At 33.8% G+C, this 15,089-nt stretch carries 6 protein-coding genes and 1 tRNA gene; 6 read left to right on the forward strand and 1 reads right to left on the reverse strand.

The window, feature by feature from the left end:
• Positions 1-26 precede the first annotated feature (26 nt).
• The 4 genes from sprA to L3J35_01445 all read left to right on the forward strand — a co-directional run bounded on the left by sprA (position 27) and on the right by L3J35_01445 (position 9,812).
• Positions 27-7,610, forward strand: coding sequence for a cell surface protein SprA (sprA, locus tag L3J35_01430; protein MCF6364841.1), 7,584 nt, complete (start codon positions 27-29; stop codon positions 7,608-7,610).
• 110 nt (positions 7,611-7,720) lie between these two features.
• The gene (gene gcvH, locus L3J35_01435; GenBank protein ID MCF6364842.1) at positions 7,721-8,101 is read left to right on the forward strand and encodes a glycine cleavage system protein GcvH; all 381 of its coding nucleotides are present in this window, start codon (positions 7,721-7,723) and stop codon (positions 8,099-8,101) included.
• Between the two features lie 88 nt (positions 8,102-8,189).
• Positions 8,190-9,674: a DNA recombination protein RmuC gene (gene rmuC / locus L3J35_01440; protein MCF6364843.1), complete on the forward strand. Its 1,485-nt coding sequence runs from the start codon at positions 8,190-8,192 to the stop codon at positions 9,672-9,674.
• Between the two features lie 66 nt (positions 9,675-9,740).
• A tRNA-Arg gene (locus tag L3J35_01445) sits at positions 9,741-9,812 on the forward strand.
• Between the two features lie 4 nt (positions 9,813-9,816).
• Here L3J35_01445 and L3J35_01450 read toward each other — a convergent pair.
• Entirely contained in the window at positions 9,817-10,044 is a 228-nt protein-coding gene (locus L3J35_01450; protein MCF6364844.1) for a ferredoxin, read from the reverse strand.
• A gap of 88 nt (positions 10,045-10,132) precedes the next feature.
• On the opposite strand from L3J35_01450, the gene L3J35_01455 reads away from it, so the two are divergent.
• Both L3J35_01455 and rnr read left to right on the forward strand, forming a co-directional pair.
• Positions 10,133-12,910 (forward strand): Ig-like domain-containing protein, encoded by a 2,778-nt coding sequence (locus tag L3J35_01455; protein ID MCF6364845.1) that lies wholly within the window; start codon positions 10,133-10,135, stop codon positions 12,908-12,910.
• 17 nt (positions 12,911-12,927) lie between these two features.
• On the forward strand, positions 12,928-15,078 hold the full coding sequence (rnr, locus tag L3J35_01460) for a ribonuclease R (protein MCF6364846.1): 2,151 nt from the start codon (positions 12,928-12,930) through the stop codon (positions 15,076-15,078).
• Positions 15,079-15,089 lie beyond the last annotated feature (11 nt).

Raw genomic sequence — 15,089 nt, forward strand, 5'->3', positions numbered from 1 at the left:
AAACCCTTAAAAATTATTAATTGGACGTGAAACTGTTTCTAAACTTAAGCATCAGACTTGCCTTTTTTTCTGTTGGTGTTACATTTTTAATGTCTTTTTCCGGTATCGGAAATTATGCTTCAGCTTTTTCTCCCGGATTGCCCGGAGTTAAAGATACGATTAACCCCGACAGCTTAATATTTCCTTTTGATGACTATAGTAACTCCCCGTCAATATTTTCATACAACTCACCTCTCTTTTTAAAAAACCCGTCTGCAATAAAATCTACGGTTAAATACGATCCGAAAACAGGAAAGTTTGTTTTCTATGACAAAATCGGAGATTTCAATTACAGAAACCCCTATTATATGTCTTTTGGCGAATATATTAAATACAGCAACAAAAAAAACACTCATGAATATTGGATGGAGCGTTCAGCCTTAGAAAATGCAAAAGGAGAAACGAGCATGGTTGACCGGTTAGTTAGCCAAAACCTGATAGTTCCCATACAAGGGTTCGACAAAATATTTGGAAGTAATACTATAAACATTAAGCCCGCCGGAACAGCCGAGCTTATCTTCGGCTTAAAAATAACGGAAATTGAAAATCCCGCATTACCGAAAGACCTCCAAAAAATGGTAAACTTTGACTTTGATATGAACATTAAAATGGGAGTAAACGGTCAAATTGGGGATAAAATGAAATTAGGAATTAATTTTGATACCGATGCAACTTTTGAATTTGAAAACAATGTGAAAATCGGCTATCAAGGCAAAGAAGACGAAATAATTCAAAAAATTGAAGCAGGAAATGTTACCATGCCCTTATCCGGTTCACTTATTACGGGCAGCCACAACTTATTCGGATTGAAAACAGAGTTAAAATTCGGGAATCTGCTTGTTACAAGTGTTTTTTCTCAACAAAAAGGAGAAAGTAAAACCATAGAAGTTGCCGGAGGAGCAACAACAACACCATTTGAAATTACAGCCGATAATTACGATGCCGACAAACATTTTTTTATTGCCCAATATTTCAGAGACAGATACGACATTGCCCTTTCTGATCTTCCGATTATAAAGTCAAATATTAACATTAAAAAAATTGAGGTCTGGATAACTAACAGATCAGGGAAATTTGAAAATTCAAGAAATATTGTAGCATTTATGGATCTCGGAGAAAACGAAGAACACTTTTATGCAACAGACTCAAGGTTCGGCACAACTTCCGAAACTCTTCCCACAAACGAAACAAACAACTTATATAGTTTAATTACAACCGATTTTGTTTCAATAAGAAACATTTCAAATGTTACCAACACGCTTTCTGTTTTAGAAAACTTTAACTCAGGTATCGATTATGAAAAAATTCAAAATGCCCGACTTTTATCTCCTTCTGAATATTCCTTTAATTCTTCGTTAGGCTACATTTCACTAAATTCGCAACTTAACAATGACGAAGTATTAGCAGTTGCTTTTGAATATGAAAACACAACAAACGGAGAAATATACAGAGTCGGAGAGTTTTCAAGCGACGGACCTGCCGCTCCTGATGCATTATTTTTAAAGTTGTTAAAACCTACGACACTGTCAACAGAGTATCCCACATGGGATTTAATGATGAAAAATGTTTATTCGTTTAATGCTTACCAAGTTAATAGTCAAGATTTCAAAATGGAAGTAATGTACCGAAATGACAAAACAGGTTCTTCCGTAAATTATATACCTGCCGGAAACATTGACGGACAAGTTCTTTTAAGGGTATTGGGCCTTGATAATCTTAACAAAAACAACGAACCCGGAATTGACGGTTTTTTTGACTTTATTGATAAAGTAACCATTAACGCTTCAAACGGAAAAATATACTTCCCCGTAACGGAACCTTTCGGCTCATATTTGAAAAGTAAAATTATTGAAGGAAATGAAAACGACCCTGAAATAAACAGAATTGCCGAACAATATATTTTTCAAGAATTATATGATGAAACCCAAAGTACCGCAAGGCAAAAAGCAGAAAAAAACAAATTTTTCCTGAAAGGAGAATATCGGTCGGCGGGGGGGTCCGAAATAAACTTAAACGCAATGAATATTCCGGAGGGCTCTGTTACCGTAACAGCAGGTGCCGAAGTTTTAACAGAAAATGTTGATTATACCGTCGATTATAATTTGGGGCGTGTAACTATTTTAAAACAGAGCTTATTAGAATCCGGAACCCCCATAAGCATTTCTCTTGAAAGCAATTCGATGTTTGCCGTAGGAACAAAATCTATGATAGGAACTCATCTTGATTACAGAATTTCAGATAATTTTAACATCGGTGCTACAATTATGCATCTTCACCAAAAACCGCTAACCAATAAAGTCAGCATCGGAAACGAACCAATCTCAAATACAATTTGGGGAACAAATATTAATTTAAATCAAGAAGTGCCTTTTCTTACCAAGCTTGTTGATAAAGTAATACCCTTTATTAAAACAAAAGCACCTTCAAATATTGATTTTTCAGGAGAATTTGCACATTTGATTCCCGGACACCCCAAAGTTCTGGGAGAAGAGGGCTTTGCTCATATTGATGATTTTGAGGGCTCAAAAGTTACTTTCGATTTAAAATCTCCTTCTCGCTGGCGTATTGCAAGTACACCCCAAGGACAACCGGATTTATTTCCCGAAGCTGACTCATCAAATACTCTGTCTTACGGATATAACCGAGCAAAATTAGCATGGTATAATATAAACAGAGATTTAATAACTGAAGAATATTTAAATAACCATTTAGTAAGACAAATTCCCGAGCAAGAAATATTTCCCGACAGGGATTACGAGTATGATATACCGCAATTTTTATATGTTCTGAACCTTGCATATTATCCGAACGAAAAAGGACCCTATAATTATGATGTTGAAGGGTTGTCCGGAATTTCTGCCGGAATGGATGATAACGGAAAACTAAACCTCCCGGAAACACGGTGGGCAGGTATTGCACAAAGCCTTACAACTAACGATTTTGAAGAAGCAAATATAGAATTTGTTGAATTTTGGATGTTAGACCCCTTTATTTATAACCAAAATCATACCGGCGGAGATATTTATTTTAATTTCGGCAATATTTCAGAAGATATTTTAAGAGACTCCAGGCAAGCATTTGAAAACGGACTGCCTTCTTCCGGAAACGGAATAAATATAGACTCAACCTCATGGGGAAGGGTTCCGATATTACCGAGAATAACAAGCGACTTTGCCAATGAACCTGCTGATGCCAGACAATATCAAGATGTCGGTCTTGACGGTTTGTCTGACGAAGATGAAAAAACATTTTTTGACGATTATATTAACAGAATCGAAAACAAATACAGCGGCAACCCTCTTGTATTAGAAAAAGTAAAAGGCGATCCCTCAAATGATAACTATTTGTTTTATAACGATCCCGTTTATGATACAGAAAATGCAGACGTTCTTACAAGATACAAAAATTATAATAATCAAGAACACAATTCCACAACAACAGGAAATACAGGCATTAACGCAAGCCCTATTCTAACCCCGGATATGGAGGATTTAAATAATGACTATACTCTTTCAGAAAATGAATCTTATTTTCAGTATAAAATCCACCTTAACCCCAACCAAATGAATGTCGGACAAAACTATATTACCGATATAAAAGAAACAGAAGTTGACCCCGATGGTGATAATATCAAAGAAACAGTAAAGTGGTATCATTTTAAAATGCCCTTGGAAGATTATCAAAAAACCGTTGGCTCTATTCAAGATTTTAAATCAATTCGTTTTGTCAGACTATTCTTAAAAGATTGGGACGAAGAAATTGTATTACGGTTTGCCGAAATGGATTTAGTAAGGGGTGATTGGAGAAAATACAGATTGTCAATGTTAGAGGGAACAGAGGGTTCCGGAACACCGGAATTAACTGATGCTCAAATCGATATAAATGCCGTCAATATTGAAGAAAACGCCTCCAGAGAACCTGTAAACTATGTTTTACCGCCTGGGGTTACAAGAGAAATCTCCCCGGGAAATGCCTATTTAACACAACTTAACGAACAAGCAATTTCATTAAGGGTGCTTAATTTAAGCGATGGAGATGCTCGTGCCGCATATAAAAATGTAAGTCTTGACGTAAGACAATTTAAGCGTTTACAAATGTTCATACATGCTGAAGCAATAGAAGGAAACATTCTTAATGATGATGATTTGTGTGCTTTCATAAGGTTAGGTTCTGATTACAAAGAAAATTATTACGAATATGAGATTCCGTTAAAATTAACAGAGCCGGGGTACTACAGTACCGTAAAAGATAAAAATGAACCGGACAGAGAACTTGTTTGGCGTCCTGAAAACATGTTAGATATTGATTTTGAAGTATTCCAAAAAGTAAAACAAGAAAGAAACCAAAAAAACAGCAGAAACTTAATTGAATTAACATCTGAATACAGCATTTATGACACAGAAAACTACGGTGATGAAACGGGCAGAAGAATAAGCATAACCGGCTCACCTAATTTAAGCAATGTCAGAACCATTATGATAGGTATTCGAAACCGAAAAAAAGACAACAACAAACTCTCTGATGATGGTCTGCAAAAATCTATTGAAGTTTGGATGAACGAATTACGATTAGCGGGATTTGATGAAGCCGGCGGCTGGGCAACTCGGGGGCGACTGCAAGCTAACCTCGCAGACTTTTCAAGTATTGCTGTTTCCGGAGATTACAGTACTCCCGGTTTTGGAAGTATTGAAAAGCGTGTTAGCGAAAGACAAAGATCAACCGATAAAAGTTACGACTTTTCAACAAGCACCGAACTCGGTAAATTCTTCCCGAAAAAGTACGGAGTAAGAGTTCCGGTTTATTTTGGTTATTCTGAGGTGTTCAGCGACCCGGAATACGACCCCTTAAATCCGGACATAAAAATGACAACTGCACTAAAAGGGCTTTCGCAAGAAGACAGGACGAAACATTTACAAATTACACAAGATTATTTAAAGCGAAAGTCGTTTAATATAACTAATATCAGAATTAACGGAAATTCTGAAAAAAAGAAAAAAGAAAAAAAAGACAGTAACCCGAAACTTATCGGAAAAAGGGAAGGTAAAAACAAAGGAAACTCTAAACCTTTGTGGCATATTTCAAACTGGACGGCAAGTTATGGTTTAAATGAAACTTTTATCAGAAACATAAATACCGACCATAATATTTTAAAGGTTCATACAGGGGCAATTGCATATAACTATAATATATCCCCTAAAAACATAAAACCTTTCTCAAAAGTTAAGTTGTTTAAATATAAAGCATTCAAAATAATTAAAGATTTTAACTTTTATTATATGCCTTCAATGATTGCTTTCAGAAGCGACATGAGAAAATCATATAACGAAATACAACTCCGAAACATTGAGGCTGTTAAGAGCGGAAGCTACGGAGATACACTAATAACAACTTTCGACAAACAATTTATTTGGAACAGAACCTATGATTTCAGGTATAACCTTACCCGAGATTTTAAAATAACCTACCGAGCAAATAATCAAGCTTGGGTTGACGAACCTGACGGCAGAATAGACAAAGACGATGAATATAAATGGAATGCCTACAAAGATTCCGTTGTCGGAAACATCAAAGATTGGGGCAGAACAAGAGATTTTCATCAAAATTTTAATGTCATTTGGTCATTACCGATTAATAAATTACCGCTGTTGGCTTGGACAACTGCAAATGCAAGGTATGATGCCGATTATTATTGGACAAAAGGCTTAGAAAGCAAAGAAATAAAAGCAGAAGATATCGGAAATACAATAAGCAATAATCAATCTGTTCAGCTTACTTCTCAATTAAACTTTGAGCGTTTATACCGAAAGGTTAAATACTTAAAAAACATCGACAATAAATTTAAAGGAAAAAGCAAGAAAAAGAAGAAAAAATACAAAACCGTAACATTTTCTAAAACGGGCTTAAAACTTAAAAAAGACAGAGCAAAAACAATAACTCATAACCTTAAAACAGATAATGTAAAACTAACAGTTACCGATAAAAACAAAAAACCGATAAAAGGAAAAACCGAAATTATTGATGCGAATAAAGTAAAGTTTATTCCTGAGGTTGATGCAAAAGGCGTTACAGTTGAAATATCCGGCAAAAAAGAAATAAAAGACAATATTTTCAGAATTATTACTGACTATACTGTTTACAGCCTGATGTCCGTCAGAAATCTTTCACTCAACTATACCGAAAACAACGGAATGATAGTTCCCGGATATTTGCCGAAATCCAAATTCCTCGGAATGGACGAAAGCTTTAACGCTCCCGGCTGGAAATTCATTACCGGTTTAACAAATACAGAAGGATTACTCGGTTTTGCCGGAACAAACTTTATGCAAGAAGCGGTTCTGCACAATTGGTTATCAGGAGATTCCTCACTAAATGCTCCCACAGTTACAACCCATGATGTTACTTACACTTTCAGAGCAACCCTAAAACCCCTGCAAGGAATGAGGGTAGATGTTACAGCAGACAGAAGGACAAATAATCAAAAAAAGCAATATTGGATAAATTTTGACGGAAATATTGATCCTACCGGACTAACAGAAACCGGAAATTTCTCAATGTCATTCATATCATTAAAAACAGCGTTTAAACAAAATAAATTAGACACAACATATAACTCTGATGTTTACGACCTTTTTAAAAGCTACCGTATATTTGTTGCCGAAAATTTAGCAGAAGACAGAGCAAGCAAAATATCCGGATACAACCCTAACATACCCAATACTTATATTGACTCTTCCGGAGTTGAGCAAATCAGAGACAACTACCCCCACGGATACAGTGAAGCTTCGCAAGATGTGTTATTGCCTGCCTTTTTAGCGGCATATTCCGGGCAAACACTTAATGGTTTTATAAATAACCCTTTCCCGAATATACCATTGCCTAATTGGCGAATAAAGTATGACGGACTTACTTATTACGATGCAATTAAAAAAGTTTTTAAAAGAATTACAATAAACCACGCATACAATTCAAAATATCAAATAACGGCTTATAATCTTCATTCTGACTATAACGAATACCTTGAAACAGGATTAACCGACTTCAGAGATGAACTCACAAATGATTTTATTTCTGAATATCAAATGGGAGGTGTTTCAATTGACGAAAAATTTGTTCCCCTTATCGGAATAGATATGCGATGGAAAAATGAAATGCAATCTAAACTCGAATATAAGCAAACCCGAATGTTAATGCTCAGCTTTGCAAACAACCAAATACTTGAAATGCTTAATAAAGAGTATGTTATAGGCTTTGGGTATAAAGTTCCGAAACTAAAAATTCCGATGACGGTGCAAGGGCAACAAAAAATATTTGAAAGCGATTTAAACATTCGTGTTGACTTCACATACCGAGATATGATAACTATTATCCGAAGAATTAACGAAGAAATAAATGATGTTTCTGCAGGAAATAAAAACATTTCAATAAAAGTAAATGCCGATTATAATCTCGATAAAGTTACTCTTCGAATCTTTTACGAAAGGTTAATGAACGAACCTCGTGTTTCGTCCGGTTATAAAACCACAAACACACACATCGGTTTCAGTTTAAGGTTTAACTTGGCAAATATTTAAAAACAAATAAAAAATTATGTGTTTATTTTTTTTATTATTGAAAATATCTATTTTTGAAACTTCAAAACAAAAAAGTAAATTTATTATAATTTAAAGTAAACTGTGGGATTATGAATATACCTGAAAACTTGAAATATACAAAAGACCACGAATGGATTAGGGTAGAAGGTGACGAAGCATATATCGGAATAACCGATTTTGCACAAGGAGAGTTAGGAGATATTGTTTTTGTTGAAGTTGAAACCGTCGGCGAAACTTTCGATAAAGAAGAAGTGTTCGGAACAATCGAAGCCGTTAAAACAGTTTCCGATATGTTTATGCCGTTATCGGGAGAGGTTCTTGAGTTTAACGAAAAATTAGAAGACACTCCGGAAGTAATAAATACTGACCCTTACGGCAACGGCTGGATTATTAAAATTTCAATAAATAATGCTTCGGAAGTTGACTCGTTATTATCAAACACAGATTATGCAACTCAGGTAAACGCCTGATTAACCTATATTTTAACAAAAAAGGATTGTCTGATTACGGCAATCCTTTTTTTATTGCTAAAAATAATATCTTTGCAAAAAAGAAAAAATGGAAACCTTAATACCCGTCATTGTATTTATTATAGGAATTATCGGAACTTTGTTAATTACAAATTTCCTGTTCAAAAAAAACTCCGTCAGCAAATCCGATTTCAATAACCTTCTGAAAGAAAAAGAAATCTCCGATTATAAAATAGAAACACTTGAAAACGAAAGAAAAAAAACAGAAGAAGAACTGCAAACCCAAAAATATGAAATAAAAATCCTCAGAGAAGACTTGTCAAATATTAAATCTTTATTGGCATCAAGCAAAACAATGATTGAAAATAAAGAAAAAGAAATACAAGAATTGAAAATTGATATTGCCGATTATCTTAATGAGATTAGTGAAATAAAAGAAAAAGTAACCAAAGCAGAGTCGGAAAAAGTAGCATTAGAACAAAAAAACATTAACCTTTCGGAAAAGCTGCAAACCCAAAAAGAAGAAATTGAGAACATAGGCAAAAAATTCAGCAACGAATTTAAAGTTTTGGCAAACAGTATATTGGAAGAAAAAAGCAGGAAGTTCACGGAACAAAATCAACAAAACTTAAAGATATTATTAGATCCCTTAGGCGAAAACATTAAAGAATTCAGAAAAAAAGTTGAAGAAACTTACGATAAAGAATCTAAACAGCGTTTTTCATTAGAAGAAAAAATAAAAGATTTAGTTGATCTCAATCATAAAATAAGCGAAGAAGCACACAATCTTACCAAAGCTTTGAAAGGCTCTGCAAAAACACAAGGCGATTGGGGCGAAATGATATTAGAGTCAATTCTTGAAAATTCAGGGCTTCAAAAAGGCAGAGAATTTTTCACACAAGAATTTTTAAGAAATGACGCCGGGCAAACAATTAAAGGAATTGACGGCAAAAAAATGCAACCTGATGTTTTAATCAAATATCCCGACGGACGAAATATTATCATCGACTCAAAAGTAAGCCTTGTTGCTTATGAAAGATATGTCAATGCAGAAAATGATATTGAACAAGAAAAAGAATTAAAATTACACTTGCAATCACTGAAAAATCATATTGACGGGCTCAGTGCAAAAGATTATGACAGCTACACACAAACATTAGATTTTGTAATGCTTTTTATTCCGATTGAACCGGCATATTTATCGGCAATAAAACATGATGATAATCTGTGGAACTATGCCTACAAGAAAAAAATATTATTAATAAGCCCAACAAACCTGATAACCGCATTAAAACTTGTTAAGGACCTTTGGAAAAGAGAAGATCAAAACAGAAATGCGTTTGAAATAGCCGAACGCGGCGGCAGGCTGTACGATAAATTTGTCAGTTTCATTGAAAATTTAGAAGACATAGGAAAAAACATTAATAAAGCAAACGACAGTTATGAAAACGCATTAAAACAACTTAAAACCGGAAAAGGAAATATTATAGGTCAGGTTGAGAAACTAAAAGAGCTTGGTGTAAAAACACAAAAATCAATTCCCGGAAACTTTGAACTTCAGGATAAAAATTAACCTCAGAAGCTTATCATACAAAAACATTGCAACTTTCTAATCTTTTTATAAATTTGCAAAAAATTAGGTCCCGTAGTTCAACGGATAGAATAGCAGTTTCCTAAACTGTAGATACAGGTTCGATTCCTGTCGGGACTACTTTTTATATCTTTTCAACCCTAATTATATTTACCGGACAAACATCAGCGGCTTCTTTGTTCGGTTCAAAATCATCATCAGAAGTAACCGCAATATAAATCCCCTTTTTTTCTTTCGATTCTAAAAGCGTACTTTTTCCGTCAACCTCATCCATTGTCCAGTTTGAGGGTGCAACCTCAACACAATAATTACAACCGATACATTTTATTCTGTGGTGACTTATTCTGACCATAAATTTATTTAAAGACGCAAATTTTATTAATTTTGGTAAATATTTCAAAATAAAGTTGATATTTAACTTGTTTTATGCAGAAAACTATATGAAACAATTGATTTTTTACATTGCGGCATTAATTTTTATCATCTCCGGATGTGCTCAAATAGGCTCATTAACCGGAGGGGAAAAAGACACAGAGCCTCCCGTAATGCTAAAAAGCAAACCCGCAGAAAAAGCACTAAACGTTAAAGAAAATAAATTAACTTTTACTTTTGATGAATTCTTTGGGTTAAATAATCTTAACGCCGTGTTTTTATCATCTCCGCCTTTAATTGAAAAACCGACCTTTAAAATAAAGCGTAAAAATTTAGTCGTTATTCTTAATGAAAAATTGAAAGATACAACAACATATATGTTTTGGTTTGCTGATGCAATTGAAGATTATCATGAAAAAAACCCCTTAAAAGGTTTCAAATTTATCTTTTCAACCGGTAATGTGTTAGATACAATGGAAATTTCCGGAAGTTTAAAAGATGCTTTCACATTACAGCCTGACCCTGATATGCTTGTAATGATTTACAGGGAGTATAACGACTCTACTCCCATTAATGAAATACCGTATTATATTACAAAATCCGATACATCCGGAAACTTTAAAATTGATTATATCAAACCCGGAAAATATCGAATTTTTGCATTAAAAGATTTAGATGCCAACATGAAGTTCAGCCTCCCGAATGAGAAAATTGCTTATACCGATACTTTTATAATTCCCGAAGTTAAAACAGAAACAAAAACCGACACCTTTAAAACCGGCTCAGTTTTACATATAGGTTCGGAAACTTCAGCCGGAGACACTTTGCTTAACGATACGGTTATTATTTCAGAAGAATATATTTACTCTCCGCAAAACATTACTCTTTTCACTTTTACGGAAGATAACAACAAACAATATATCTTAAATTCTGAAAGAGAACTAAAAGGAAAGTGTAAATTTGAATTCAATAAACCGGCCGACAACGTAAAAATCTCCTCCTTAAACTTCGATTTAATTGACAAAAATTACTTTGCGGAAAAAGCCGACAGCGGAAGATCTTTAATTTATTGGCTTCGAAATAAAGAAATATACAATAAAGATACACTACAATTTTCTGTTTCATATTTTAATTTAGACTCCGCAGAAAACAAAGTTGCCGAAACAGATACAATTAGCTTTACCTTTAATATTGATGCTGACACAATAGCCCGAGAAATAAATTTTGAAGAATTTAAAACAGAACAAGATTCGTTTTCTCATTATTCAATAGTTTCAACAACCCCGATAAAAAGTATCGACACCTCAAAAATCAAACTTTTTGAAGTTCTGGACACATTAGTTGCAGATACAAAAGAACAAAAACTGCTTAAATTTTTCAGACCGGCACCAAACGAGTTAGTTTTTTCATTAAAAAGACCTTTTGCAAAAAACTTTTTTATTGAAGCCTTAAATTTTGATACAACAGAAAATTGGGTTCAAAATAATTACAGGAAAAATAACACAGTCTTAAATTGTAAAATAACCGATAAAAACATTTCTGAAAAAGACACCCTAAAGATTGTATTACATTATGATAATGCTTTTTTTAAAAACCAAATACTTAAATTCAACGACACACTTTCCCTTCCGTTACTAAAGCAAGGTCTTATTTCCGTGCAACGTCTGTCCGCTGATACAATTAGGATGAAATTTAAAAAAGCTGTTTCATCTGATACAGAAATAAAACAATTTGTAACAGAAAACAAAAATTGGTATAAACAGGTAAAATCGGAAGAAAGCAACTTATTAACATTACTAATTAAGGAAAAAGAATTAATTTATAAAGATACAATCTTATTAACTCTCAGAACAAATGATTTTGACAATACTTCCGGTGAAAAAATTGACTTTGAATATTCAAAAAACGCAATTTTTAAATTTAATAAACAAAAAATTAAAAAATTTGTTCGCGAAGAACGTGATAAATTTTATATCGTGTTTAATAAACCTCTGCACTCTGACATTAACATAAATTCTGTTAACTTTACGATTAACAACGAATGGTATAATCAAGAAAAAACATCTTCCGGAGATACCGTAAAATTTAAAATAACAGATAAATTTGTAAGCAGTCTGGATACGTTAAAAATATCCGTAAACTATAAACTTTTAAACAGGTACGATAAAACAGTAGAAGAAAAAGATACCCTAACCCTTACTTATAAAAGAAAAAGGCGTTCAAGAAAAAACCGTTCTGCAAATGTTTCAACCGGCACAGAAAACTCAGAAAAATTAAAAACTGTAAGTATTAATATTCCTGTTAAATATAAAATTTTAAAAGATACACTTTCCGAACGTAAATATAACTTATTATACCCGTGGGAAGGTTCTAAAAACTATTTGCTTAAAATGGATTCATCCTCATTTACTGATATATATGGAGGGTTATCAAAAAAAGAAGAAATAAAATTTAAGGTGAGAAAAAACGATGCTTACAGCAAATTAAATATTAAACTTGCAAATATCGGTAAATTAGAGAACCCTAATTATATAACTTCTGACGACTCAACATCAACAGACTCTGTTCTTCTTTCTCAACTAAAAAAAGGACAAATAATTTTATATTTATCCAATGAAAAAAAAGAAATCGTAAAAACTGAATTTGCAAATTCAAATGAAAATATCTCATATAGTAATCTAATCCCCGGAACATATTCGGCAAAAATAATTTACGACATAAATAATAACAAAAAATGGGATTCGGGCAAATACCTGAAAAACCGACAACCCGAGCGTGTTATTATTTATGAAGAAACCATAACATTAACAGCCGGAGAAGAAACAGAAATTATCTGGGATTTATAAATAAAAAAAAAGAAATTATGGCAAAACACAACAATAAAAAAAAGAAATTAAAAAAAATATCAACCTTTAACCGAAAAACATTGCAAACCTTTGTAATGAATATTTTTCGCGACAGACCTAAACAATACTTCAACTACAAACAGTTAGCAAAAAAGCTGAACATTTCGGATTTGCGAACAAAACAACTTCTGAACGAAGTTTTAAATCAACTTTGCGACCAAGGAAAAGTTGAAGAAGAAAGAACCGGAAGATACAAATTTGTACCTACAACATCTACTGTTACAGGCAGAGTCCAATTAATTGCATCCGGCTCAGCCTTTGTAATATCTGATGATACCGAAGAAGACATTTACATTCCTCGCAAATTTATGGGCGGAGCCTTAAACGGCGACACTGTTGAAGTTCGTATATGGGCAAGACGCAAAAAACGAAGCCCCGAAGGCGAAATCACAAAAATAATTAAACGAAATAAAATAAAATTTGCAGGAACAGTAAGCATTACAAATGACAATATAGCATTCTTAATCGTTACCGAAAGAAATATGCCTTATGATATTTTTATTCCCATGAAAAACCTTAACGGTGCTGAACACGGTAAAAAAGCAGTTGCCGAAATTACAAGTTGGGCAGATCATCAAAAAAACCCTGTCGGGAAAATAATTGATGTTCTTGGTAACGAAGGCGATAATGATGCCGAAATGCACGCAATTCTTACAGAGTTTAATTTACCGTACAAATTTCCGGAACACCTAAATAATCTTGCCGAAAAAATTCCTATTGAAATAACCGAAGAAGAAGTAAGCAAGCGAAAAGATTTCAGAAAAATAACAACCTTCACAATTGACCCGCATGATGCAAAAGATTTTGACGATGCTCTGTCATTCAGAAAGTTAGCAAACGGAAACATAGAGGTCGGAATTCACATTGCCGATGTAACACATTACGTAAAAGAAGGCAGTAAAATAGACAAAGAAGCTTACGAAAGGGCAACTTCCGTTTATCTTGTTGACAGAACGGTTCCCATGTTGCCGGAAAAACTTTCCAATAATGTTTGCTCTCTACGCCCCAATGAAGAAAAACTCACATACTCCGCCGTGTTTGAAATGGATGTCGATGCAAATGTAAAAACTCAGTGGTTCGGACGAACCGTAATTAATTCCGACAGAAGATTCAATTATGCCGAAGCACAGGAAGTTATTGAAACAGGAAAAGGAGATTTGTCCGATGAAATTCTTGAACTGAATAAACTGGCAAAAAAATTAAAAGAGAAACGTTTTAAAAGCGGCTCTATTTCTTTTGAAAGAATCGAAGTAAAGTTTCATTTGGATGATGACGGAAAACCGACCGGAATATATTTTAAAGAAGCAAAAGATTCTAATCATCTTATTGAAGAATTTATGTTGTTGGCAAACAGAAAGGTTGCAACCTATGTCGGCAAAACACTTCACAAGCCGTTTATTTACAGAATACACGATGAGCCGGATATGGAAAAACTTCACGCATTCGGAGATTTTATAAAACAGTTCGGTTACAATTTAACCTTTAAAAATGAAACGGAAGTTGCAGAATCGTTAAATAAATTGCTGTATGACGTTAAAGGAAAAAGTGAACAAAACATGATTGAACAACTTGCCGTTCGCTCAATGGCAAAGGCGGAATATTCAGCCGATAATGTCGGACATTACGGTTTGGCTTTCGACTTTTATTCACACTTCACATCTCCCATTAGGCGCTACCCGGATATGATGGTACACAGGCTTTTAACTAACTATTTAAATAAAGGCAAACCTGCAATGACTAATGTTTTAAACGAAAAAAGCAAACATTCGTCCGATATGGAACGCAGAGCCGTAATGGCTGAACGTGCATCAATAAAATACAAACAAGCCGAATTTATGCACGACAAACTCGGGTATATTTTTGATGCCGTAATAACGGGTGTAACAGAAAGAGGATTATATGTAGAAATAAATGAAAATAAAATTGAAGGAATGCTTGCAATGCGAGATTTAGATGATGATTTTTATGTATTCGATGAAAAAAATTATTGCATAACCGGAGAAAGAAGCAAAAAGAAATTTCAGCTCGGGGACCCGATAAAAATACAGCTGGTAAAAGTTAATATGCAAAGCCGAACAATTGATTTTGTTCCTGCAGAAGATTTTTAGTTTTTTTGTAA

Source organism: Bacteroidales bacterium (assembly GCA_021648725.1).
Classification (GTDB): Bacteria; Bacteroidota; Bacteroidia; order Bacteroidales; family JAADGE01; genus JAADGE01.

What these genes read in the sequence shown, in the direction of transcription:
- gcvH (MCF6364842.1), top strand. Translation starts at nt 7,721, where the DNA reads ATGAATATACCTGAAAACTTGAAATATACAAAAGACCACGAATGGATT.
- rmuC (MCF6364843.1), top strand. Translation starts at nt 8,190, where the DNA reads ATGGAAACCTTAATACCCGTCATTGTATTTATTATAGGAATTATCGGA.
- L3J35_01450 (MCF6364844.1), bottom strand. Translation starts at nt 10,044, where the DNA reads ATGGTCAGAATAAGTCACCACAGAATAAAATGTATCGGTTGTAATTAT.
- L3J35_01455 (MCF6364845.1), top strand. Translation starts at nt 10,133, where the DNA reads ATGAAACAATTGATTTTTTACATTGCGGCATTAATTTTTATCATCTCC.
- rnr (MCF6364846.1), top strand. Translation starts at nt 12,928, where the DNA reads ATGGCAAAACACAACAATAAAAAAAAGAAATTAAAAAAAATATCAACC.